Source organism: Umezakia ovalisporum Ak1311 (assembly GCF_029891685.1).
GTDB classification, from domain to species: Bacteria; Cyanobacteriota; Cyanobacteriia; order Cyanobacteriales; family Nostocaceae; genus Umezakia; species Umezakia ovalisporum.
Window position 1 is genome coordinate 68,376 of record NZ_JANQDJ010000003.1, and the last position, 25,023, is coordinate 93,398.

The 25,023-nt window shown below is 39.9% G+C and carries 20 protein-coding genes and 1 pseudogene; 16 read left to right on the top strand and 5 right to left on the bottom strand.

The features are described from left to right. The first annotated feature begins 249 nt into the window (after positions 1–249). From NWP25_RS00365 to NWP25_RS00425, 12 genes and pseudogenes are all read left to right on the top strand, one after another. Positions 250–462: a chlorophyll a/b-binding protein gene (locus NWP25_RS00365; protein WP_280652395.1), complete on the top strand. Its 213-nt coding sequence runs from the start codon at positions 250–252 to the stop codon at positions 460–462. Positions 463–520: 58 nt separating this feature from the next. Continuing rightward, complete coding sequence (locus NWP25_RS00370; protein ID WP_280657034.1) at positions 521–733, top strand: chlorophyll a/b-binding protein; 213 nt, start codon at positions 521–523, stop codon at positions 731–733. 618 nt (positions 734–1,351) lie between these two features. Continuing rightward, positions 1,352–3,394 (top strand): magnesium chelatase ATPase subunit D, encoded by a 2,043-nt coding sequence (bchD, locus tag NWP25_RS00375; protein WP_280698631.1) that lies wholly within the window; start codon positions 1,352–1,354, stop codon positions 3,392–3,394. 670 nt (positions 3,395–4,064) lie between these two features. Next, entirely contained in the window at positions 4,065–4,298 is a 234-nt protein-coding gene (locus tag NWP25_RS00380; RefSeq protein WP_280652392.1) for a hypothetical protein, read from the top strand. Positions 4,299–4,630: 332 nt separating this feature from the next. Continuing rightward, positions 4,631–5,789: pseudogene (locus NWP25_RS18600) on the top strand (transposase). 278 nt (positions 5,790–6,067) lie between these two features. Next, positions 6,068–6,211, top strand: a complete 144-nt coding sequence (locus NWP25_RS00395) for a hypothetical protein (RefSeq protein WP_280652389.1) — start codon at positions 6,068–6,070, stop codon at positions 6,209–6,211. 8 nt (positions 6,212–6,219) lie between these two features. Next, a protein-coding gene (prfB, locus tag NWP25_RS00400; RefSeq protein WP_280652388.1) for a peptide chain release factor 2 occupies positions 6,220–7,342 on the top strand; the annotation gives its coding sequence in 2 pieces (ribosomal slippage) (positions 6,220–6,291 and positions 6,293–7,342; 1,122 coding nt in all). 255 nt (positions 7,343–7,597) lie between these two features. Continuing rightward, positions 7,598–7,750, top strand: coding sequence for a DUF3285 domain-containing protein (locus NWP25_RS00405; protein ID WP_280652387.1), 153 nt, complete (start codon positions 7,598–7,600; stop codon positions 7,748–7,750). 42 nt (positions 7,751–7,792) lie between these two features. Then, the gene (gene ybeY, locus NWP25_RS00410) at positions 7,793–8,320 is read left to right on the top strand and encodes an rRNA maturation RNase YbeY (protein WP_280652386.1); all 528 of its coding nucleotides are present in this window, start codon (positions 7,793–7,795) and stop codon (positions 8,318–8,320) included. Positions 8,321–8,450: 130 nt separating this feature from the next. Further along, positions 8,451–8,906, top strand: a complete 456-nt coding sequence (locus NWP25_RS00415) for a diacylglycerol kinase family protein (RefSeq protein ID WP_280652385.1) — start codon at positions 8,451–8,453, stop codon at positions 8,904–8,906. A 163-nt stretch (positions 8,907–9,069) separates the two neighbouring features. Further along, entirely contained in the window at positions 9,070–9,660 is a 591-nt protein-coding gene (locus NWP25_RS00420; protein WP_280652384.1) for an anthranilate synthase component II, read from the top strand. A gap of 11 nt (positions 9,661–9,671) precedes the next feature. Then, on the top strand, positions 9,672–10,439 hold the full coding sequence (locus NWP25_RS00425) for an MBL fold metallo-hydrolase (protein WP_280652383.1): 768 nt from the start codon (positions 9,672–9,674) through the stop codon (positions 10,437–10,439). A 91-nt stretch (positions 10,440–10,530) separates the two neighbouring features. Here the strand turns inward: NWP25_RS00425 and NWP25_RS00430 are convergent, their stop codons facing one another. Beyond that, positions 10,531–11,757, bottom strand: a complete 1,227-nt coding sequence (locus tag NWP25_RS00430) for an FG-GAP repeat domain-containing protein (RefSeq protein WP_280652382.1) — start codon at positions 11,755–11,757, stop codon at positions 10,531–10,533. 543 nt (positions 11,758–12,300) lie between these two features. Here NWP25_RS00430 and NWP25_RS00435 point away from each other — a divergent pair. After that, the gene (locus NWP25_RS00435) at positions 12,301–13,611 is read left to right on the top strand and encodes an aminopeptidase P N-terminal domain-containing protein (RefSeq protein WP_280650165.1); all 1,311 of its coding nucleotides are present in this window, start codon (positions 12,301–12,303) and stop codon (positions 13,609–13,611) included. Positions 13,612–13,669: 58 nt separating this feature from the next. Here NWP25_RS00435 and NWP25_RS00440 read toward each other — a convergent pair whose 3' ends face one another. From NWP25_RS00440 to gltX, 4 genes are all read right to left on the bottom strand, one after another. Beyond that, entirely contained in the window at positions 13,670–16,912 is a 3,243-nt protein-coding gene (locus tag NWP25_RS00440; RefSeq protein WP_280698637.1) for a type ISP restriction/modification enzyme, read from the bottom strand. 95 nt (positions 16,913–17,007) lie between these two features. Further along, positions 17,008–18,894: an ATP-dependent zinc metalloprotease FtsH2 gene (gene ftsH2, locus NWP25_RS00445; protein ID WP_280650167.1), complete on the bottom strand. Its 1,887-nt coding sequence runs from the start codon at positions 18,892–18,894 to the stop codon at positions 17,008–17,010. A 289-nt stretch (positions 18,895–19,183) separates the two neighbouring features. Further along, a complete protein-coding gene (locus NWP25_RS00450; RefSeq protein WP_280650168.1) occupies positions 19,184–19,678 on the bottom strand; it encodes a hypothetical protein in 495 nt (164 codons plus the stop codon). A gap of 223 nt (positions 19,679–19,901) precedes the next feature. Then, the gene (gltX, locus tag NWP25_RS00455) at positions 19,902–21,347 is read right to left on the bottom strand and encodes a glutamate--tRNA ligase (protein WP_280657045.1); all 1,446 of its coding nucleotides are present in this window, start codon (positions 21,345–21,347) and stop codon (positions 19,902–19,904) included. A 598-nt stretch (positions 21,348–21,945) separates the two neighbouring features. Between gltX and NWP25_RS00460 the strand changes: the two genes are divergently transcribed. The 3 genes from NWP25_RS00460 to NWP25_RS00470 all read left to right on the top strand — a co-directional run bounded on the left by NWP25_RS00460 (position 21,946) and on the right by NWP25_RS00470 (position 24,863). Next, positions 21,946–22,092 carry a hypothetical protein gene (locus NWP25_RS00460; protein WP_280650172.1) on the top strand — a complete coding sequence of 49 codons (147 nt, stop codon included), beginning with the start codon at positions 21,946–21,948 and terminating at the stop codon, positions 22,090–22,092. Continuing rightward, a complete protein-coding gene (locus tag NWP25_RS00465; RefSeq protein WP_280698639.1) occupies positions 22,089–24,158 on the top strand; it encodes an AAA family ATPase in 2,070 nt (689 codons plus the stop codon). The genes NWP25_RS00460 and NWP25_RS00465 overlap by 4 nt, the downstream gene beginning before the upstream one ends. Before the next feature lie 231 nt (positions 24,159–24,389). Further along, positions 24,390–24,863, top strand: a complete 474-nt coding sequence (locus NWP25_RS00470; protein ID WP_280698641.1) for a DNA phosphorothioation-associated protein 4 — start codon at positions 24,390–24,392, stop codon at positions 24,861–24,863. Positions 24,864–25,023: the final 160 nt, after the last annotated feature.

Sequence of the window (25,023 nt, forward strand, 5' to 3'; positions counted from 1 at the left end):
CTAATTAATTATTAGGTTATATGTTGGTTTTACACCGATAAATGCAAGATTTTTATTCTCAATTACAAGTGTTAATTTACATGTATAATTAAAAGTCTTATCACCCCCTTAAGGTGGATTTGAACCTACATATAAGTTGATAATAATCCTCCACGAGAGGTGTGTGTAGTTTGTACCTACAGATGGAAAGCAAATTACTGATAAATAGGTAAATTTAAGTTAAGCAATAAATGAGTTTGGACAAAAAAAATGGAAACTCGAGAAACTCGTCCTTCCACGGATTTACCGCCAGTTGCACTGGAATACAACGGCAGAGACCGTAATGCATTTCTGTTTGGCTGGACTCCTCAAGCGGAAATCTGGAACGGTCGGTTTGCAATGATTGGCTTTCTCGCCTACTTACTTTGGGATTTAGCTGGATATAGTGTCCTCCGCGACGTGCTACATCTCATTAGTTATTAATCTCATTGCCTATTAAAGAGAAAAAATTGAAGAATTAGTTTGATTTTGGAGTAAAAAAATGGAAACTAGAGAAACTCGTCCTTCCACAGATTTACCACCAGTTGCTAGAGCTTATAACGGTGTGGATCGTAATGCTTTTATTTTTGGTTGGAACCCTCAAGCTGAATTATGGAATGGTCGGCTGGCAATGATTGGCTTTCTTGCCTACTTACTTTGGGACTTAGCAGGATATAGTGTCCTCCGCGACCTACTCCACATTATTAGATATTAGAGTCTTAAAAATAACACGAGGAGCTAAACAGAAACGACAATTATCACTTAAAAACTGATAGTTATGGGAATTTTGGGTCTAAACCCCTTTCCTAGCACGACTATTTGCCCATAGTTGACTGCAATAGCAGCAAGTCGCCATGGGGCATTGATAGACTTTAGTCCGACAGAAACTGACTGTAACAACATTTGAGTATCCAGTAGCAATTTACTGTGTATTGTGAAGGAATCCTCGCTCCTGGAACACCAGAAACTGTGTCAATAAATCCTCAATGAATACAAATTTGAAAAGGCGGAACCGAAAACGGTAACCGCCTTTTGAATAGGTTGAGATAGTGTTGATAACCCAATATAGTGCTTTAAGCCCTACACCAAACTCACTGCGGCGAGGTAGTCCCTAAATTCTATTTATGGGGGTTGGCCCCAGGCGAATTCATTCGCTGTCAAGTTCCTTTTTGGTTTTGAATATACATCTTAACTACATCTAGCAGCGCGTCCTAATGAAGGAGAGACAAAATAAGAATTCGTCCACAGGCGCTTTAGCAGATCCAAGAGTATGATATTGACCAGAAATTGCTATGCTATTAAGTAGCAGCCAAAAATCGCTATTTTGCCAAACATGCCCGCGCTTACTAACAACTCCACAATCACAGCCTTCCCCTTGACAGCTGTAGTCGGTCAAGAAGCAATTAAATTAGCCTTGGTGTTAGCAGCAGTCGATCCTGGCTTGGGAGGAGTGGCGATCGCCGGCCGTCGCGGTACGGCAAAATCAGTAATGGCTCGTGCTATCCATGCCTTACTACCACCCATCGAAGTGGTTAAAGGCTCCATTGGTAACTGCGACCCCAACCGCCCGGAAGATTGGAATGATTATCTGTTAGCAGAGTATGCAGATCAAGATATTCAAGAAGTCCCCACGGAAATTATTCCAGCACCCTTTGTACAGATCCCCTTAGGAGTAACAGAAGATAGGTTGCTGGGTTCTGTGGATGTAGAAAAGTCAGTCAAGGAAGGCGATACTATTTTTCAGCCTGGGTTACTCGCCACAGCAAACCGAGGCGTGCTGTATGTGGATGAACTGAATTTATTAGATGACCAAATATCAAATCAGCTACTAACAGTATTATCTGACGGACGCAACCAAATAGAGCGCGAAGGCATCAGTTTTCAGCATCCTTGCAAATCTCTATTTATCGCTACCTACAATCCAGAAGAAGGAGCATTGCGAGAGCATTTACTCGATAGAATCGCCATTGCTCTTTCTGCTGATGGTGTACTAGGCTTAGATCAAAGAGTGGCAGCTGTGGAGCAAGCCATCGCCTATGCTCAATCTCCCCAAGAATTTCTTCAACAATACCAAGAAGACTTAGACGGGCTGAAAACTCAAATCATTCTGGCGCGGGAATGGTTGAAAGAAGTCACCATCACTCAAGAACAAATTAACTATCTAGTTAACGAAGCTATTCGCGGTGGAGTCCAAGGACATCGCGCCGAATTATTCGCTCTCCGAGTAGCTAAAGCTGCGGCTGCTTTAGAAGGACGCGCAACAGTCAACGCTGAAGATTTGCGTAGGGCTGTGGAATTGGTAATTGTACCACGTTCCACAATCGTGCAAACTCCACCACCAGATCAACCACCACCACCACCACCACAGAATCAAGAAGAACTAGAAGACCAAGAAGATCAAGACCAAGAAGATCAAGACCAAGAAGACCAAGACCAAGAAGACCAAGAACAACAACCACCGGACATCCCAGAGGAGTTTATTTTTGATCCAGAAGGGGTAATTCTTGATGACAGCGTACTTTACTTTGCCCAAATGGCAAAGCGACAAGGCAAATCTGGTAGTCGCAGCATCATCTTTTCTGACGACCGGGGACGCTACATCAAGCCTATGTTACCCAAAGGCAAAGTACGACGCATAGCGGTAGATGCCACTCTCAGATCTGCTGCTCCCTATCAAAAAGCCAGACGAGAAAGACACCCAGATAAAAAAGTTATTGTTGAATCAGGCGATATCCGTTCCAAACGGTTGATACGCAAAGCCGGAGCATTAGTAGTATTTGTGGTAGATGCTTCTGGTTCCATGGCTCTGAACCGCATGCAGTCAGCTAAAGGTGCCGTTATGCAACTTTTGACGGAAGCCTATCAAAACCGTGACCAAATAGCTTTAATTCCCTTCCGAGGAGAACAAGCAGAAGTATTATTACCTCCCACACGTTCCATCGCCTTAGCACGTAACCGTCTAGAAAGACTACCTTGTGGCGGTGGTTCACCTCTAGCACATGGTTTAACTCAAGCAGTACGTATAGGTGTAAATGCCCAAATGAGTGGAGATATTGGGCAAGTTGTCATAGTCGCTATCACCGATGGGCGCGGTAACATTCCCCTAGCCCGTTCTTTAGGTGAACCCTTAGAACCAGGAGAAAAACCAGACATCAAAGCAGAATTGTTAGAAATTGCTGCCAGAATTCGCGCCTTGGGGATGCAACTGTTGGTAATCGATACCGAAAGTAAATTTGTGTCTACTGGTTTTGCTAAAGAATTATCGCAAACAGCCGCAGGCAATTATTATCATTTGCCCAAAGCCAGCGATAAAACCATTGCCGCCATGACTAAAGGTGCGATCGCTGATTTAAAAACACGGGCATTGCAGAAGTAGAACAATCTTGCTCTCTGCTCCGTATCCTCCTGACCAAACCCTAATCAAAAGGGGCTGGACGTAAGCGATTGCCTCCGGCACTGCGATCGGCGCCATCACGAAGCTTCTTTAGGGGCATTCCATCGGGTGCTGTCATAATGTCTTTGTTCTTCAATATATTTTTTAACAATAGCCCAAGCCTGGTTGAGCAAGAAGTTTTGACGGTGAATGTAGAATCCCCTCGCCTAAAGCCAGGGGAGTGTCAACTAAGCAACAGACTTAATACGTTGATCACTGTGATGAAAAAAAATTTAGCTAATCACTAAAATTCTCGAAACCAAGGCTACATAGTGTTTTCACAACATTGGTTAATTTCATAGCAATTTATGTCCGATCAACTCGCTTATTGAGAAATTTTAGTTAATTGGCGTGATCAAAACCATTACTTTTGGTCATAAATGTCATAGAGTCATGACTTTATTCTCAACAACGCAAAAGCAAAAAAATTCACATCACAATACGTCAATTAACACCTAAATGATTTTCGACAACTCGGAGGTAATCAGAAAACATGGACGTTACCATACGTGTAAGCGAAAAGTTGGGACATTAATAATGTCTCAACTTACGGGAGTTAAATAGCAAGAGTTTACCAACGTCAAAATTCATTGCACTAAAGGAGTAAAAATCGATGATACACATCGAAAATCATGAATTGTTGCGCGAACTGACTGCTGAGGTTGCTGCTTACATTAGCGGTGGTCAAGAAAACCAACAAAACGAAGAAGAAAAAGAGAAGTTTAACCAAGAAAAGTATGTACAAGCCTTGGGAACTGCTTATCTTAGCCCACCTGGTATGGGTGAAATAACAGATGATGAAGCATTACTAGCCCAATATATAGGCTGGAGTGAAGTAATAGACTAGTATTGTCAATTTAGCTCCTTTTATGCACGCATTTCCCGGAATAAGTTAGGGATAACTCATCACAAATCAGGCTTTTAATCAAATACGTGTGGAATAAGTACCAACTCAGAAACCCGGTTTTTCAAACAATCGGGTTTCTCCCATGTAATATTAGTGAATTTTTGAAATTTGAGCACTTACAGCACCTTGCACCGAATCTGAAGTACAGATATGAATGATAAAACTTTTGTGGGGTGGGTATCTTGCCATTGGTGTCAAGTTAAGAAAAATAGATTTATGTCAAGAGTGGGAAGCTAAATGGTAAAAGTCAACACAGGGGGGTTGAAAAAGCCATGGGTAAACCACGGAAAAAACAAGGTAATCCATATTTTCGCCATGGAGTCAGCGTACCTGCTCCAGCTAGTGAAGAGATAGAATTGCCCCTGTTTGAATTAATTAACCCAGGTATACTTGCTAACCTTAAAGGGGTAAAAGACAAAGAACGCAGCTTGCGTTCACGAGTACTGACTCTGCCGGTAATGGCAGCAATAATATTGAGTCTCCCATATCTAAAAGTACAACAGTTAACAGATGTATTGCGCTGCCTAGAAATAGGTAGCACAGAGATTTCCTACCATCTGGATTGGGGATGCCTCAACACTGGAAGCCATGAAAAAACATTTCGGACAATTGCAAGAAAAAAACAGGTTCAGTGTTGGCAGGAAAAATGCTGATGGTAGTGGAAGCTTTCGCTCACACTCCTGTAGCAGCTTGGTATGATGCTGATGGCAAAATCAATGAGACTCGTTGGTGGCAAGGACTGTTAGAACCTTTACCTCATGGTGGTTTACTCGTAGTAGACATGGGATTTTATGGTTTTGAGTGGTTTGATTCTCTCACTGCTCCCGGCAAGTACGTACTCACACGGCAAAAGGAAAAGGTGAGATATCGGGTTACAGGTGTACTTTCTCAAGGTTCTCATTACAAAGGCGAAATTATTCACATGGCATTGCATCATACTCACCCATGTTGCTATCCCATGGGACCAGTGTCAGTATTGTGGGGTCAGATTTGGTATTATTATTTGACTAACGTTCTTGACCCACAACAACTTTCACCAGAGGAAGTTTTTGATTTATACCGCCCACGTTGGCGGATTGAGGAGGCATTTTTATTGACTAAGGGTTTGTTGGGTTTGTTCTATCTCTGGGTTGGTGGGACTAATGGTGTACAGATGCAAATATATGCTACCTGGATTTTCTACGCTGTCCTCAATGACTTGTGTGCTGATGTAGCGTTCGCTTTACAAAGACCTTTAGAACGCATTTCTGTGGAAATGGTGTTTCGCAGTTTATATTTTTCCACCGCGCACTTTTATTTGCTCCTGATTTACAACTTATTCCTTGGCTTGTGGAACATCATCGTTCTATGGGCTTAGTCAAGGCCGTCCGTCAACCCCACCGACGAAGGGCTGCTCCCTCTCTTGATATCTGGGCTGATGCCTTAACTTGACACCAATGGCAGGAAACCTACTGTTGTACCTACTCAGATGAAATGTGCTGTAATTCTTACACTCATTCCCTGGCAGTTTAAAGTTTTCCAATGCCCTATGGTGACTTGCTGCTATAAGTATAAGGAAATACCCATATTTAACAGAGTATTCCCGCATTTATACTAGAGCCAAAACCTCGATCATTAGTCATTAGTCCTTGTTGAGATTTTTGACTTTTTACTCAACATTCAGGATGTTGCAATCTTTAAAACCATGTTGCCAATGCCTGTGGCTGTAAATGGCTAACCAAATCGTGAATGCCCTTTGGCAAACATCGCGTTACGTCAATCGTGCTTCATCCACAGCAACCACGGTTTTTTGTGGCAAAAGAAAAAGTTGCGATTTTATACTACAATATGTTGTATTAATTGATTGGATTTAGTAAACATTATGGAAGCATTAGAACTCAAACGCGAAATTGAAATATTGTCCGGTCGTCTGGGTAAAGCCCAGGACTATCTTTGACATACCTGCACTTACTGCCAAAATTCAAGATTTAGAACAAATAGCAGCACAGTCAGAATTTTGGAACGACCAAACCCAGGCACAAAAAACCCTGCAAGAACTTAACGACCTCAAAGCCCAGCTACAGCGATATGACCAATGGCGTTCTGGCTTGGAAGATACCAAAGCAGTTATTGAGCTATTAGAGTTAGAAAGCGACAAAGCTTTATTACAAGAGGCAGAATCTACAGTTAATCGGCTTCATCGTGAACTGGATCAGTGGGAATTACAACAGTTACTTTCTGGCCCCTATGATGCGGAAGGAGCAGTAGTCACAATTAATGCTGGTGCTGGTGGTACAGATGCTCAAGACTGGGCTTTTATGCTGATGCGGATGTATACCCGTTGGGCAGAAAACCACGCCTATAAAGTTCATTTAACCGAAGAATCAGAAGGTGATGAAGCTGGGATTAAATCAGCAACCCTAGAAATTACTGGTCGCTACGCTTATGGTTACCTGCGCTCGGAAACAGGTACACATCGATTGGTACGCATTTCACCTTTTAATGCCAACGGTAAGCGCCAAACCAGTTTTGCTGGGGTTGAAATCATGCCACAGTTAGATCACACCGTACAACTAGAAATTCCTGAAAAAGATTTAGAAATTACTACATCCAGGGCTGGTGGTAAAGGTGGGCAAAATGTCAATAAAGTAGAAACAGCAGTGCGAATTGTTCACCTCCCCACAGGCATTGCTGTACGCTGTACAGAAGAACGTTCTCAGTTACAAAATAAAGAAAAAGCCCTTGCTCGTCTTAAAGCTAAACTGCTTATCATTGCCAGAGAGCAACGGGCTCAAGAAGTTGCCGAAATTAGAGGTGATATGGTGGAGGCTTCTTGGGGCAATCAAATTCGTAACTATGTGTTTCACCCTTACCAAATGGTCAAGGATTTGCGTACTAATGTTGAAACAACAGCCATTGATGATGTCATGGATGGTGACCTTGATTTGTTTATTCAAGCTTATCTGCGGCAAGAAAACCAGCTATTAGAAAGCACTCCTGTGTAAATACAAAGTGCTGAGTGCTAAGAAAGAGTACGAAAACTTTTTCCTGAACTACGTAGTTATATTTTTACTCTTTACTTAGCACGAGATAACCTCCTGCTACCTTAATAGCCTCCAGGAATTCTGTGTAGAGATGAGATTAATCGCTTCTCTACTCAGGAATTTTGCCATTTTCATGCACCAAATCGGGAAGATAGCAGTAGCACTCTCAATAAACTGTTACATTTATAAATACAACAGTTTTATAATCAAATTTTTATGAGCAACTCGCCAACGGAACCCAAACCTAGCTATGTGAAACTGGCCATGCGTAACATGGTGCGCAAGGGAGGTACTTCCTTGAAACATTTTGCCCTCACCACTATAGGTCTTTTAGCTGTTTTCGTCGGTCTTGCTTATCTAACTCGCTAACAATAAACTAAAATTGCAAGTTTTGAGGAGAATTTAAAACTGGTGCAAGTCGAACTAGATGTCCAGGATTTGTTCTATGAATCGTCTCCAAAACCAGCTATGGATTTTGGAGTTCACGATACTCCAATTAGTCCAGAAACTTGGCAAGAATGGTTTCATCGCTGGTTAGAAAGTCTACAGCCTCATCTCCCGCCAGCGCCAAGTTATGAAATAACGTTACGTTTGACAAATGACGCAGAAATTCAATCATTGAATGCTCAATATCGCCTTCAAGACAAACCCACAGATGTTTTGTCTTTTGCAGCATTAGAAGTAGATTGTCCCCAAAGTCCGGAAACCCTAGCTGCTCCTTTGTATCTAGGTGATATCGTAATTTCGATTAACACTGCTCAACTTCAAGCCCAACAGCAGGAGCATAGTTTGCGAACCGAGTTAGCTTGGTTAGCAGCTCATGGACTACTGCATCTGTTGGGTTGGGATCATCCGGACGAAGAACAATTGATGGAAATTCTACAGCAACAAGTTCAATTACTGAAAATAATCGGTATTGATATTGACATCCAATATTAAGGCTTCTTTCTGTCTGTCAATGCTTATAATACCTCTGTAGAAAATTACCTCGATTTTGATTTCATCATAAAAAATTGTAAACCCAGTGAATTTTTTCTCTAGTTACTTTAATTATTCTGTTTTTAGATTTATGTCCCAACAAGTCTCTCCTCCACCAACTTCAAACTCCCTACCAACTCTCATCACAAAAGAGCGGGAACTATCTTGGCAAATTGCTTCTAATTTATTCATTAGCTTTAAATATGCCTGGGCTGGAATCAGCTACAGTTTTCACACTCAACGTAACTTTCGCATCCACGTAAGTGTCTGTGCCCTAGCTATGGCCTTAAGCATTTTCTTGCATCTGCAAGCAGTAGAAATTGCCCTTATCAGTATCACAAGTGGCTTAGTATTAGCATTAGAGTTGCTGAATACAGCAATCGAGTCTGTTGTAGACTTAACAGTAAAGCATAGTTACCATGATCTGGCTAAAATTGCTAAAGACTGCGCTGCAGGTGCTGTGCTTGTCTCTGCTTTTGCGGCTGTACTAGTTGCAGGTACACTATTGATGCCACCCTTGACAATTCTAATTATTTCACAATTCTAGGTTTACTTGTTATCTCACCCTGATAATATTTGAAAGGTGAACATACTTTGTAGATTTATTCTTGATTTCACCTTCGGGCAAGACATCAAATCATACTTCTAGTAATTTTTGACAACTAATGACTACAGATTGTGTTGGTCATAGAAACCAGGAGTTATAGGCTTTGATTATAGTCATCGATAATTATGATAGTTTTACATATAACTTGGTGCAGTATTTGGGAGAACTAGCCGCGGAGTTCCCTGTAGCATCAGATATTAAAGTTTTTCGTAACGACCAAATAACAGTAGAGGAAATTCGGGCGTTAAATCCCGATCTTGCAGTCATCTCTCCTGGGCCTGGTCGCCCAGAAAATGCCGGTATTTCCCAAGATGTAATTAAATACCTAGGACAGAATTTACCAATTTTGGGTGTCTGTTTGGGGCATCAAAGCATTGGTCACGTGTTTGGTGGTAAAATTGTATCGGCTACGGATTTGATGCATGGTAAAACCTCTCAGGTGTCTCACACTGGAGTAGGTGTTTTCCGTGGATTAGAAAGTCCAATGGTTGCCACCAGATATCATAGTCTAGTGATTGACCGTGACACATGCCCAGAAGTATTAGAAATCACAGCTTGGGTTGAAGATGGCACTATTATGGGGGTGCGACACCGGAACTATCCTCACATTCAGGGCGTCCAGTTTCATCCAGAAAGCGTTCTCACATCTTCAGGAAAGCAGTTATTACGAAACTTTCTGGAACAACACATCTAAGAGAGTAATTGATGAAACGACGACAGTTGATAGGCTACGCTGGGGCGGGGTTAATCACGGATATAGTTACTAATTTCGCTTCCCATCTGAAAGCTGAAGCGCAATCTAGCAGTTTATCGGTTCAGTGGTTGGGTCATACTTGCTTTCTATTCACCGGTGGGGGGATAAAAATTCTTGTCAATCCATTTCAAACGATTGGTTGTACAGCTGGTTATCGTTCACCAAAAGTAGCAGCAGATTTAGTTCTAATTAGCAGTCAACTGCTAGATGAAGGTGCAGTAGATGGACTACCAGGAAAACCCAAGATAGTATATGCACCAGGTGCTTATGAATTTCAAGATATTAAGTTACAAGGAATTGCCATAGACCATGATCGCAAAGGTGGTAGGCAATTTGGTATTAATACTGCTTGGCGTTGGCAGCAAGGAGGAGTTAACATCCTACACTTAGGAGGAGCCGCTGCACCTATTTCCACTGAGCAAAAAATCCTCATGGGTCGTCCCGATGTAGCGTTGATTCCAGTCGGAGGTAGTGCTAAAGCCTATAATGCCCAAGAAGCGAAGCAGGTGGCTGAAGTGTTAAATCCTAAATTGATTATTCCCACTCACTACCGTACACAAGCCGCTGATGCTGCTGTGTGTAACATTTCGCCAGTGGATGAATTTTTAACTTTAATGCAGGGGCTAAAAGTAAGTCGTAGTAGTAGTGATAGTATCATTATTAACTCCCGTAATTTACCCAAAAATAGTGAAATTCAGCTTTTTAGCTACAAGTTTTAATCAAAAAAAACTTTGAACCCAATTTATAAAATAGATGAGTGAGTTCAAAGTTATCATCATATCAAGGAAACAAACTGGCGCTAAATGAGTTTTAGGGAGTTAACCATTCTGAACTGAGCCTATTTTCTTCGGCTACATAAGACTCGGTTGCTGTTGTACCATTCATAGACCAAATTCTATCTATCCCCGATTGTCCATCACGCCAGTAGATGTCAGTTTTACCATCAGCATTAAAGTCACCAAATGATGGAATTAAAGCAGAATCATTGCTAGGTAGAAAAGCTTCAGTACTTACTGTTGTGCCATTCATTAACCAAGCAGTATTTTCACCAGTTACCCGATTTTGCCAGAAGATATCAGTCTGGCCATCGCCATTGAAGTCACCAATAGAAGATGTCCAAGATGAGTCTAATGTTGCTAACGCACCTTCAGTGACAAAAATACCATTCATTGTCCAAACTTTGTTCTCACCTGTTTCGCTGTTGCGCCACAAAATATCAGTCCTGAAATCACCGTTGAAATCACCTAAGGTAAAGTTCCAGGATGGGTCTTGGGATTGCAGACCAAATTCGGTTTTGTTATTACCATCCATAAACCAAACTTTGTTTTCACCTGTTTCGCTGTCGCGCCAGAAAATATCACTCTTGCCATTACCGTCAAAATCTACAATGGTGGGAGCAAATGATGTATTTGTGGTTTCTACAACTGCTGCATCAACAACTGTCATACCATCCATTGTCCAAATTGCATTTTGCCCTGTTTGAGGATTGTTCCAAAAAATATCGGTTTTGCGATCGCCATTAAAATCGCCGATTCTAGCCTTCCAATTGGGGTCAACTGTTTCCAGTGCAATTGTATTGGCAACTCTTGTCCCGTCCATCAGCACAATGCGATTTTCCCCTGTTAGCTGATTACGCAATAAAAAGTCAGTCTTGCCATCAGCGTTGAAATCCCCTATTTCGTAGGACGTAGATGATAAGTCATATCGACCCAAAGAAGATTCTTGCATGATGCTGGCCCCATCCATGAGCCGCACGATGATTTCACCTGTTTGAGAATTTAGCCAAAGTTTATCTGTTTTACCATCACCATTGAAATCAGGTACAATCGCCGCACTAGTTAAGTAAGGATTGGGGTTAGGGTTCACTCCGCCAATTAAATTAGGAATTGTTGGCGTGTTATCAAATGATGAAGAACTAGGCTTGGGTAAAGGTAAAGTAGTATTGAATTGGGAGGAAGGTTCAGATACTATAAACGCTGATTTTTTCAAAGATTCATCAAATGAACTCTTTATTCTCTGCTCAAAGTCACCAAACATAGCTTATTTTTATTGCTTGTTGTCATATAATTTTTAACTTTTTTATTCATTTACTTTCTGTCAATAAAAAACATTTTCTGTCATTTCCAGATTTTTTTATAAACATTTATTTTTAATAAATATCATTATTTACTTACATTCATCTTTTGAAAATAATTATATTGATTTGCTAACTATATCAAAGTTTATAAACAAAAAATACTTTTTCATGCTTTTTCATAACGAATCAATAAAGTTTGTATTTACCTAGAAATTAAATTGGTAAAAAATCTGTCTTTTTAAACACCAAAAAATTTGCAAGCCCAGTTAAAAATAAATATAATAATTATACCTAATTTAGCAACATTCTTCAGATACCAGACTTCTTGAATAATGCAGGGATACTTATGTTACTAACTAATTTATTATTAATATATTGATACAGTTGCAAGTGATGTAAACAAAAAAATATTCGCTAAAATTAATTAAAATTACAAATAACTTTCCCTAATCCACATTTGGCGAAAGTGTAGAATAATACTGAAATTTACAAATTGATTAGGTATGCAAGCAGAATATCAGCAGCGTCGCGAGCAGTTAATGGCAAAAATTGGTAATGGTACTGCTATTTTTCGTAGTGCGCCAATGGCGGTGATGCACAACGATGTCGAATACACTTATCGCCAAGACAGTGATTTTTTTTATTTAACTGGTTTTAATGAACCACAAGCAGTCGCAGTATTAGCGCCACACCATGCAGAACATCGGTTTGTGTTATTTGTCCAACCAAAGGATCGAGAAAAAGAAGTTTGGACTGGTTATGTTTGCGGGGTGGATGGAGCTAAAGAAATTTATGGCGCAGATGAAGCTTACCCCATCACTGAAATAGATGAAAAATTGCCCCAGTATTTAGAAAAAGCCGATCGCATTTACTATCATTTAGGACGCGATCGCACTTTTAACGACACAATTCTCCGACATTACCAAAATTTACTGCGTACCTACCCCAAGCGTGGTACAGGCCCCGTTGCTATTGAAGATACCGGAACCATCCTTCACAGCATGAGATTGGTGAAAAGCGAACCTGAATTAGAATTCATGCGCCAAGCTGCGGCCATCGCGGTAGAAGCACATAATCGGGCTATGGAACTCACAGCACCCGGACGTTATGAATACGAAATTCAGGCGGAAATCGAACATATTTTTAGGTTACGGGGTGCTATGGGTCCAGCTTATCCTTCCATTGTCGCTTCTGGTGCGAATACATGTATATTGCATTACATCGAAAATAATCGGCAAATGCAGGCTCAAGAATTGCTGCTGATTGATGCTGGTTGTGCTTATGGTTATTACAACTCTGATATTACCCGGACATTTCCCGTAGGAGGTAAGTTTACCCCAGAACAAAAGATGTTGTATGAAATTGTTTTAGAAGCACAAAAACAAGCCATCGCTCAAGTCAAACCTGGTAATACTTTTAATGCAGTTCACAATACAGCTGTACGTGTCATCACTGAAGGTTTAGTAGAAGTTGGCATCCTCAAGGGGGAAGTTGACAAGTTAATAGAAGAACAAAAGTATAAACCCTATTATATGCACCGCACCAGCCATTGGTTAGGTTTAGATGTCCATGATGTGGGTGTGTACCAGTATGGTGAAGATAAACCCCAAGTTTTGCAACCTGGTCAAGTGCTAACAGTGGAACCGGGAATTTATATAGTCCCAGATACCAAGTTACCAGAAGACCAACCAGAAACTGATGCGCGTTGGGTGGGTATTGGTATTCGCATTGAAGATGATGTTTTAGTAACACCCACTGGTCATGAAGTTTTAACTGCTGGGGTTCCCAAGGAAGTTACAGCAGTGGAAAGATAATATAAATGGGATGGGTAAACCATCCCTATAAACTTACAACAGATGAAAAGGTTTAAGCTTATTCAATAGGGAAACCAGGAATTAAACCATCAATTTCCTTCATTAACCCTAAGGTTTCCGTTAACGCAACCACAATTCTTTGATAGTGGTTAATTTCTGCTGCTGACAAGACACGATGACTATTCTTTCTATCTTTTAACCATTTATCTAATACTTGATATCCACCGATTTTAAATTCCCAGATATGTTGAGGAATATCTGTGAAATAACTCTGTTTATTAATATATACTCTTTGTAATTCTGAATTATAAGTTACTTGAGTAACTTGGTTATCCCCCTCGGTGAATGTGGTAATTAAATTATTCAGGGTGGGAGATTTCATTAAATGTAAATTTACTAATTCTTCTCCTCTGGTAGTTAAGGACTTAAATAATTGGTTATCACTGGTTAAGGGGAGACGGGGGAAATCTATTTTGAGAAATTCTGCGTATCTGCTGCGATAGGTGGGACTGTGAAATATAGCATAAGCATAGTAAAGTATTTCTTCTGGGGTTGGAGTTTGACCTAGTTTGGTGTTGATGGTTTCTAGGAATTTGGGGGATAGATTAGGAGTTTTTTGTATAAATAAGTTAGTTTGGTCATTTTCTGTATTTGGGTAAAGGTAGAGGGGGAATAAATAGTTAGTTTCTCTGGTTTTATTAGAAATAGCACAACATTCTATAATTTGATTGGATACACTAACTAAATACCATTCTCCCGGTTGTGATTGTTGACGACACAAAACCAAGGCTAAATTACCACAATTTACCATATTTTGCATCACTTCATTTCTGGTAAGTTCGACAATATCTTGATGATGATAATAAAATCTTGTATCAAAAGGACGATAGAAACAAGTACTAAAATAAGAAAGCCAATATTTATTATTAGCTAACAATTTTCGCTTGCTACTAAGTTTCCAGTCACGAGTATCACTCACATTGTAAATCTGAGATATATATTCATTTGTGATACTTAAATCTCGAAAATCTTCTATTCTTTGACGCAGTTTTTCTAAATCAAAATCAATAACAAAATGGTCACGATGAGTTTTTACCCCTGTGGAATTTACAGGGAAAATATCTGTAACACTCCAACCCTGATGATATTCCGTAGCTAAATCAAAATCCTTGGGTGCAAAAAAGTAATTAGGTGCTGTAGGTTGTAACTGAATCCAATCAACATTATCTAAACTTGCGGATTCCAAAAACCTATATTTATCCTCACGACTACCCCAGAGGTCATAATACCACACCCGCGCCATTTCCTTAATACCATCTCTGGACTTATAAGCAGTAGAAAAATAATCAGGTTCGCTTTTTTCCCTTACAGCAATTAAAATTGCGACCCCCTGCTGAATATCAAACACATTTTGGTCAACACTTCCATCCGGTGCGGTTTCTTTTAATAAGGAATTACCGTGTAAATCCATAATATATAAAGTATCGAAATACTTTAATAACTCCTCTCTCATTCCCCGATGAATTAACCCACTGAGATAGGAATGATTAGTAATGAAACCAATAATCCCATAACCTTTGGGTGTTTTTTGAATTTGCTCTTGAGCTAACCGAATGAATTTAATATAGTCATCATCCAAAGGTTGAATATTCTTTTCTTTTTCTAACCTGACCCGACCTTTATATAATTCTAAAAGCTCCCCAATATAGGTTAACTCAGTAATAGTTTTACCTGCTTTACTAGTTTTATAAATCCGATTCCAATCTAAACCAGTATATTCAACATCAGCTAAATACTTCTCATCTTGATTTAAAATTCTTTTGCGTTTACTCCCATTTTGGGAACTCACGGAATAGGGAGGATTACCCAATACTACCATTACGGGAATTTCGTTTTTGACTTTTCCTGCTTGACTTGATTCTTCTGCAAGAATTTCTGTAATCCCTGGAATTATATCATCCTGGTTGATTCCCGGTTCTAATGCGTTAGTTAAATAAATTTTTAATCTTTCATCTGGGGCGAATTTGTAACCTAAATCTCCTAATAATAAACCTAATTTTAAATGGGCGATGGTATAGGGGGTCATCAATAGTTCAAAGCCAAAGAGACGGTTTAACAGTTTTGCATCTCTTAAAAAACTATGCCATTTTTCAATCCCGTATTTAGCGACATTATCCCGAATTTGTTTAATAACTGCATATAAAAAAGTGCCTGTACCTGTCGCAGGGTCTAGAATGGTAACTTTACGATTACCTAAACCATATTGTAAATCAAAAATGTCTTCATTTTCTAAAATATTATTGACAGCACGAACTATAAAATTAACTACCGGTTCAGGAGTGTAATAAACTCCGCGACTTTTTCTTAATGATGCTGCATAAGCTGCTAAAAATGTTTCATAAAAGTGGATAACTGGGTCTTCTGTGCGGGTTTCTCTCCCGAAAGTTTCTAAGATGTTGGTCATGTCAACTGTGTTTAGTAAATCTACTAAATTTTCAATTGATTTATGAATTTTACTCAGGCTATCACTGGCAATAACTACATCAAATAAACCTTTTAAAAAGGGGATTCTCTCACTAATATAAATACTAGCTGTTGTGCGATTAAATGTAAATTCTCCTGGGTTTTGAGCGTGACCAATTTTAGCTGTAAATAAACCATAGGCTATGGTTTGAGCATACATATCGGCAAAACTTTGATTATCTATATCTAGAATTAATATTTTCTTAAATGTTTCTTTTAATTGATATAATTTTTCCGTAGATGTTTCTATTTCTAAAGATTGTAAGATGGCATTTCTAATAGTTTTAGTATAAGCTGCCATTTGTTTAGCTAAGTCATAATAGTTATTAATATCTTGGGCTTTGTGGTTGAGAAATAATTGCAGTAGTTCTCTGATGGGTTGTAAATCATCTACTAGGATGATTTCCCCTTGCTGTAAATTACCTAATTGAGCAGTTTGCTGACATTCTCCATCTACGTACCAACGAAATTCTAGGTAATTAGTTAAAATCAGGTTATAACCAATGTTTGATTCTAAATAGCGTTTGAGTTGTTCTGTTTTGGCGGTTTTATCTAAATCAACGTTAATATCTTTAGCTTCTATATATCCTAGGATGCGGTCATTTTTTCTGAGGGTGAAGTCTGGAATACCTTGTTGATTACCTTTTTCTTCAATTATGGCGTTAATTCCCATCATTAAACTTTCAATTAGTCGTTTTAAGCTGGGGTAATGACTGCGTTCTCCACCGCGTTTGATGTTGGTTTGTAGGTCTTCGATGTAGTTGCTAAATTCTGTCATGGGAATTAGGCGCGTTTAGTTAAATTCCGGGATCTGAATAAAAAAATAGGGACGGTATCAACCATCCCCATTACTGTCAAATTTAATTATAAGCTTTATAGCTGTGGTACATACTGAGCCTTTTCCGGTACTTCAGTATACTCAGCGACGATTTGGCGGAATTCTTCGCCGTCAATGGTTTCTTTTTCAATGAGTAAATCTACTAAGCGATCGCAAGCTGTGCGGTGGTCGCGGATAATTTTCTTGGCGTTTTCGTAGCAATCTTCCGCTATTTTGCGAACTTGAGAGTCAATGCGAGCTGCAATGGATTCTGAATACTCAGAACGGGTTGTCCAATCACGACCTAAGAATACTTCTCCCTGTTGGCTTTCCAAAGACAGAGGACCTAAGTCAGACATTCCGAAGCGGGTCACCATTTGGCGAGCCATTCCCGATAACTGCTGTAAGTCTCCACCAGCGCCAGTTGTCACTTCCGCAGGGCCAAATACCACTTCTTCAGCAGCACGACCACCCAACGCACCAGTAATTCTGGCTGTCAGTTGAGAACGAGAAATTAAACCTTGTTCTTCACTGGGGGTAAACCAAGTTAAACCTTGTGCTTGTCCCCGGGGGATAAGGGTAACCTTTTGTACAGGGTCATGTTCTTTTAACAATGTCCCTACTAAAGCGTGTCCTACCTCATGGTAAGCAATCAAGCGTTTGCTCTTGCTATCTACCAAAGGAGTACCTTCCATCCCAGCAACTACCCGGTCTACTGCATCATCAATTTCACTAAGGGTGATGGCTTCTTTGCGTCTTCTGGCGGTGAGAATTGCGGCTTCATTGAGTAAATTGGCTAAATCCGCACCTGTGAAACCAGGAGTACGCCGAGCAATTACTTCTAAAGATACGCTGGGGTCAAGTTTCTTATTGCGGGAGTGAACTTGTAGGATTTCCAAACGGCCTTTAATATCCGGTGCGTCCACAGTAACTTGGCGGTCAAAGCGACCGGGACGTAACAATGCTGAGTCTAGTACATCAGGACGGTTGGTAGCAGCGATAATAATAATACCAGTGTTACCTTCAAAGCCATCCATCTCCGTGAGTAATTGGTTTAAGGTTTGCTCTCTTTCGTCATTACCGCCACCAATACCAGCACCCCGTTGTCTTCCTACTGCGTCGATTTCATCAATAAAGATGATACAGGGAGCATTATCTTTAGCTTTCTTAAACAAATCGCGGACACGGGATGCACCCACACCAACAAACATTTCCACAAATTCTGAACCAGAAATGCTAAAGAATGGTACACCAGCTTCCCCGGCTATTGCTTTAGCTAGGAGAGTTTTACCTGTTCCTGGAGGACCAACTAACAACACTCCTTTAGGAATGCGTGCGCCCACAGCAGTAAACCTTTCTGGCTGTTTCAAGAAGGTAACGACTTCTTGGAGTTCTTCTTTAGCTTCTTCAATACCTGCTACGTCGTCAAATTTGACTCCGGTTTTTGCTTCCATTTGAAAGCGAGCTTTAGATTTGCCAAAGTTCATCGCTTGACCGGGCCCACCGGGCATATTGCTAGAGCGACGGAACAAAAAGAACAACCCGGTAATCAATAAAATTGGAAAAATGAGATTCCCCAAAAGTCCCCAGATAGCCCCATCATTACGCATAGGGTGGGCATCAAAACTAACGTTTTTTTCTTTGAGCTTGGTGATTAACTCAGGAGAATTAATCGGCAGATCCACCCGCCACCGTTGCACGCGATTTTCGATATCTTGGTCGCTTGCTTCTACAATTGCTGTCCTTCCGCCTTCATAGAGATCAACACTCTTAACACGGTTAGCGTCTAAATATTCCAAAAAGCGGCCATAGGTCATGCGAGTATTGGCTGCATTTCTGGTCATATCAGCAGGAGCGCCAGAAAACGCCCCTTGCCAAAAGAAAAAGCCAATTACCAAAGCAGGCAATGTCCAGAGTACCACGACTCTCCAGGAGAATTTCATTTTAATTTGCCTCTAGATGCCAATACAATTAACCATCTCTAGAAACCGTTGATGTTATCAGCTGTGACTAGATGAGGTATGCCATTTTGTTTAATTTGATCTTTGATCGTAGATCGCCATAGAGCCACTAAGGCATTACGGCGATGTCAAAAAGTATCTTAATTAAAGTTAACTTAATTTTAATACAACTTTGCAGCAGAAGTGAAGCAACCGAGGATTCTAAAATAGAAGCAAAACCCCTGCAACAACTATCCTTCGGTCATTGCAGGATTTCTACATCGCGTCAACTCTACTTCGCTTCTGTAATTTTTAACGTATAAGGAAAATATTGGTCTTTTTGGTATGAACCCACCCAAACTTCGTAAATACCCGGTAGCCATTCCCCAACTATGCCAGGGTTTTTGCCCTCAAAATCGTCATTGCACCAAGTTCCACCAGGGCCTTTGACAATCATAGTGGTATCTTGAGGACTTTCTATTTTTAGCTTCAGGTAATCAAATCCACTTTTTAATTTTAATCTATGTCCTGGGTTTTCATCTACAAATCCAGTACATGGGCCGGTGGGTGTTTCAGACCGCCCACCAACCTTGCTCCCTGGTACTGAGCCACCACTCATCCCGGTAACTGTTAAAGGATCTGGAGCAAACTTGCGGTTGATATTAATATCTGCAAATATCGGTGACGCTTCTTGAGCATCAGCTACGGCATGAATTACCGATGTGATGCCGAGCGTAACTATCATCAACGATAATCTTATCCCTTTGTTTAGCGCTATTTTCGACATTGCGGTTACATAAGTTGCTCAGTGTCTTGACAAGACAAGGATTTTACTTAGCAAGTTCCCAAAATCAAACAAATTGACCAACCATTGTAGAGGCGTTACTGCTGGTAACTGTAAATAATCAATGGCTTTTTGTGACTTTTAATGCTCACAATGGGGTAAAGGAGGAAGGAAAAATTTAGCAAAAATTTCTCCTTGTCCTCTTCCTTGTCCTACTAAGGGATGGCTAAATTTCTACGTCCATCGCTTGTTGTAAACGTGGCTTGTCTAAACTAATCTGATTCAGGAGTAACCAGGATTGAATCAAATCCGGTCCATGAACATCTCCTGTTAAAGCGGCTCTAAGCCATCGCATCACTAAGCCTTTCTTCAGTTTTTGCTCTTTTACCACCTGTTTGATGATATCTTGGGCTGCTGCTTCCGAAAGTTGGGGCTGATTTTCCAAAGCTGTGAGAATTGCTTGCAGAGCATCAGCTGAACCTTCTTTTTGTAGTTGTTCGCTAGCTTCTGCGGTCAATTCTACCGTTTCAGTGAAGAACGGTTGACTCATGGCTACAGCATCTACCAGGCGAGTTAAACTCTGGCTAATCAAGCCGACTAGCTGCTCTAACCAAGGGCGTTCTCTTCCTTCCTCAAATGTAAATCCTGCATCTTGCCAAAAAGGAATAATTAAATCTGTCAGTTTATCTATCGGCATATTATGAACATACTGACTGTTCAACCAATCCAATTTTGCCCAGTCAAATTTAGCCCCGGCTTTGTTCACACGCTCAAAGCTAAACTCTTTGGCTGCGGTGTCTAAGCTAAAGATTTCCTTTGTTGATTCGGGTGGCGACCACCCCAGCAACGTCATGTAATTAACTAAAGCTTCCGCAGTAAAGCCCATTTTCTGAAAATCAGAAATAGAAGTCACACCATCGCGTTTAGAAAGTTTACGCCCTTCCATATTCAAAATCAGAGGCGTGTGGGCAAACTCAGGAATTTTTCCACCGAAAGCTTCATACAACAGAATTTGCTTGGCCGTGTTGGCTATGTGGTCTTCTCCCCGGATGACATGGGTGATTTGCATATCTATGTCATCCACCACTACAACAAAGTTGTACAATGGCTGACCAATACCTGTTTCTGAGGCCCGGGCAATGACCATATCACCACCCAGATCACTACCTCGCCAAGTCATAGTACCCCTTACTAAGTCATTCCAGACAATTTCTCGCTCATCCTCAATTTTAAAACGAATCACACAGCTGCGCCCTTCGGCTTTAAAAGCTGCCTCTTGTTCTGGTGTGAGGTGACGGTGGCGGTTATCGTATCGGGGAGCCTCGCCTCTAGCCTTTTGGGCTTCTCGGAGTTTCTCTAATTCTTCTGAAGTGGTGTAACAGCGATAGGCTAATCCTTGTTCTAGCAGTTTTCCTACCGCCTCTTTATACATGTCCAGGCGTTGGGATTGGAAAAATGGCCCTTCATCCCAGTTTAGCCCCAGCCAGCCAAAACCAGCCAGAATATTTTCAGTATATTCAGGACGCGATCGCTCTAGGTCTGTGTCTTCAATGCGGAGAATAAATTTTCCACCCTGGTGACGGGCAAATAGCCAGTTGAATACAGCAGTTCTGGCTGTACCAATATGTAAATTACCGGTTGGACTCGGTGCAATACGGACTCTAACAGTCACAGTTAATTCTCTCTTTCACAAAGCATGATCAATCTAGCCTATATCCAGCCCTGAATCCTGAGTTACAGGAGCAACGACTATATTATCAGGAAACAGGCCGAAAACCCCCGAGGTTAAGTTTTTACGCCCATATCCAAAACTCAACTTTCCTTTAAACAACCGCCGAAAGCTAGTTAAGGCCTTTACGGTTACGTCATTTTAACTATTCTGTTGAGCAATATAGCGTTCAACTGTTTCAGTAGAAATGCACAACAAAAAAATATTGTGTATTTTTTTGTGAATTTTCTTATCAAGTTGGTATTAGACAGCAGTTGATGTGAGATACTAATGTGGTGAGTTTAATATAATCGCCTGCACCCCTATTTAAAATTTTGCCTTAAACTCAATTATATTAAAACACAATCAAAGTGTAGCAGAAACAATTGGCAAAATCAAGCTTTTCCCTAAATAAACTGGATAAATTCCAGCCACACTGTCCCAAAATGTAAACATCAGGGCGATAGTGGGTTCGGACATGTAAATGCAGTAGTTGAAACAGCTAAAATATAAAAAAACTATTGAAAAGCCTGAAATGTTCCCAGAGTCAAATATAGAGGATGTGCAGGAACCAATTACCAGCGCACCGCCAGAAGTGCGGCAAATTATTGAGCGCGTGTGGAAGTTAGAAAAAAGCAGGCTAGATAAGAAAATTAATAGTCATATTAACGAAGAGATATTAGATATTGTCAAGGAAGAGGTGCGATGAAGCTGACTTCAATTAAGCTGTGCAACTTTCGCTCTTTTTATGGCACAACAGCAGAAATGATCCTCTCCGTAGGAGATATTCATAACACCACAATTATACATGGCAATAATGGTTCAGGAAAAACGAGTTTATTAAATGCTTTTACTTGGGTGTTATATGAAAAATTTAGTGCTGCTTTTGCCTCAGCAGAACAGCTTGTTAATAAGCGTTCAATAGCTGAAGCTCAAAAAGGTCAAGCTGTGGAATGTTGGGTAGAAATTGGTTGGGAACATGAAGGTAAACGTTATCGAGTTAGACGTTCCTGTCGCGTTTATAAAAATGACATTGACTTTGAACCTAGTAAAACCGAGTTACGCATGTGGATAGGTGCAGACGATGGCAAATGGTATTTACCAACACAACCACCAGATGATATCATCAATCAAATTTTACCTGCTAGCTTACATCAGTATTTTTTCTTTGACGGTGAACGGATAGAAGAAATAGTCCGTTCTGACAAGAAAGCGGAAATTGCTGAAGCGACTAAGATTTTTTTGGGTGTGGAAGTGATTAACCGTTCTATCAGACACTTAGGAGAAGCTAAAAAAACTTTAGAGAATGAATTGAAAACCATTGGTGATGCAGAAACAAAACAGTTACTAAGACAGCAAGAGCAGATAGAAAAAGAAAGTGAACGCATCAATACACGACAATTAGAAATTAAACAAGAGTTAGAATATCAACAAACATTCAAAAAAGAAACGAGTAACCGTTTGCTAGAACTTGTTGAAGCCAAAAAACTACAAGACAAATTGCAAAGCTTAGAAGCAAAAAAAGTAGAAATCCAGGAAGCATTCAAGAAAAATAAAGAAACACTGAAAAAAATTATTTCTTCACGGGCTTATACAGTGTTACTTGCTGAAACCACATCTAAATTTCGGCAAATTATTGATAATTTAAAACAGCAAGGTCAGTTAAAAACTGGAATTTCGCGAGAATTTGTCCATGAGTTATTAAAATCTCAACACTGTATTTGTGGTGCTAACTTAAGTGTAGGTACTGCTCATCATAAAAACGTGCAAAATTGGCTAGATAAAGTCCGTTCTTCAGCAGTGGAAGAAACCGCAATTCGTATGGCTGTACAAGTAGATGAAATTGATAAACAAGCCATGGCTTTTTGGGAAGAAGTTGATAGAGAACAAACAAGAATTAGCCAGTTAAGACAAACTCTATCCCAAGTGGAAAGTGAATTAGATAATATTCAAGACAAACTGCGAAAAGATGCCAATGAAGAAATTAGCAGTTTACAAAAACGTTTAGACGAAATTTCTAATAAAATTGATGAATTAAATAGAGAACAAGGTGCAAATCAGCAGCAGCTTGTGCATTTAAAAAAAGAAATTGATGCTTTATGTAAACAAATATCTAAACAGAAACTCAATGAAGAAAAGCAAATCTTAGCACAGCGACGCATTAGTTATACTCAAGATGCCATTGAACGGTTAACGGAAGTTAAACATCGCCAAGAAAAACAATTTCGTTTGCAACTAGAAAAACGAGTACAAGAGATATTTAATCAGTTGTCAGTAAAACCATATCTTCCCAAAATTAGCGATAAATACGAATTAACCTTAGTAGAACATACTGCGGGTATAGAAGCGCCTGTTGCAGCTTCCACAGGAGAAAATCAAATTCTCAGTTTATCTTTTATTGCCAGCATCATAGATAAAGTTCGGGAATGGAGTCAAAAGCGCAAAATGATCATGCTTCCCGATAGTAGCACTTTCCCTATAGTCATGGATTCCCCCTTTGGCAGTTTAGATGAAATGTCACGCCGACACATAGCGGGGACAATTCCTAAATTAGCTAATCAGTTAATTGTCTTAGTCAGTAAGACTCAGTGGCGAGGTGAAGTTGAAGAAGAAATGACAGAAAGAATTGGCCGAGAATATGTGCTTACTTATTATTCTTCTAAACCAGATTGTGAACAAGACTATATTCAGTTAGGAGGAGAAAGATATCCTTTAGTCAAGGGAAGTGCCAACGGATTTGAGTATACCGAAATTATAGAAGTAATTCGTAATTAATTATCATGCATTTTTCTTTGCATTGTTGGGCGAAACCATTAGTAGATATAATGAAAAAGTATTTTTTCTGGTTATCTGGAGGGATTTTTTTAGATGCTATTGAACCTCAGGGAATGTGAAGACCTAGGGTTGAATATCTCACCCAGAGACCCAAAGGCGCAAAGAGGAAAGAGGAATAGGCCATCGCTTCGGTTTTTTGTTTAAGATGCCAATAATATAAATATCAATATCATGGCGGAAACTGGTAGAATTAGGGTTGCTAAAGATAAGGGTCAATTAGTTAAGGATTTAACATTTTCAGATGGGGGAACAGGGCCTTTCCAAACATTTGCTGATGTAATTGTATTTGCTGCTGCGTTGGGTGCAAAGCATAAAAAACGAGTTCCTTTGGGGGAAATTTCTAAAAGGGAACCTTCACCCATCAGGTTAGAATATTTTGCTTCTGTGGGAAATGATATAGTGATTAAGTTATTGGGAGTGACTGAAACTCAAGATATTAAAGTATTAACTCCTCATGAAGAAGAATATGAAAAGCAATGTAATCAGACCTTTGAAGAATATGCTAATGGCGGACTGGAAATCTTACAAAATGAGTTACATGGAGCAGTAGATTATTCAGAACGCATTCTATTATTTTTAAATTATGAAAGAACTAGCAGTGAAGAACAAGAAGAGGAATTTGATTTAACCAAATTCCTTTCTTAATTGTAGATGCAGAAGTGTTGAATCCTGCAATAAAAATTTACAATTTTTGCGTTTTACCCAGATAAAGTTCATTGTCTATTAAGAATAGAGTCATTAATTGCTCAAATTTTGTATCACCGACGCACAACTTGGACAGTCAACAGTCAACAGTCAACATTTC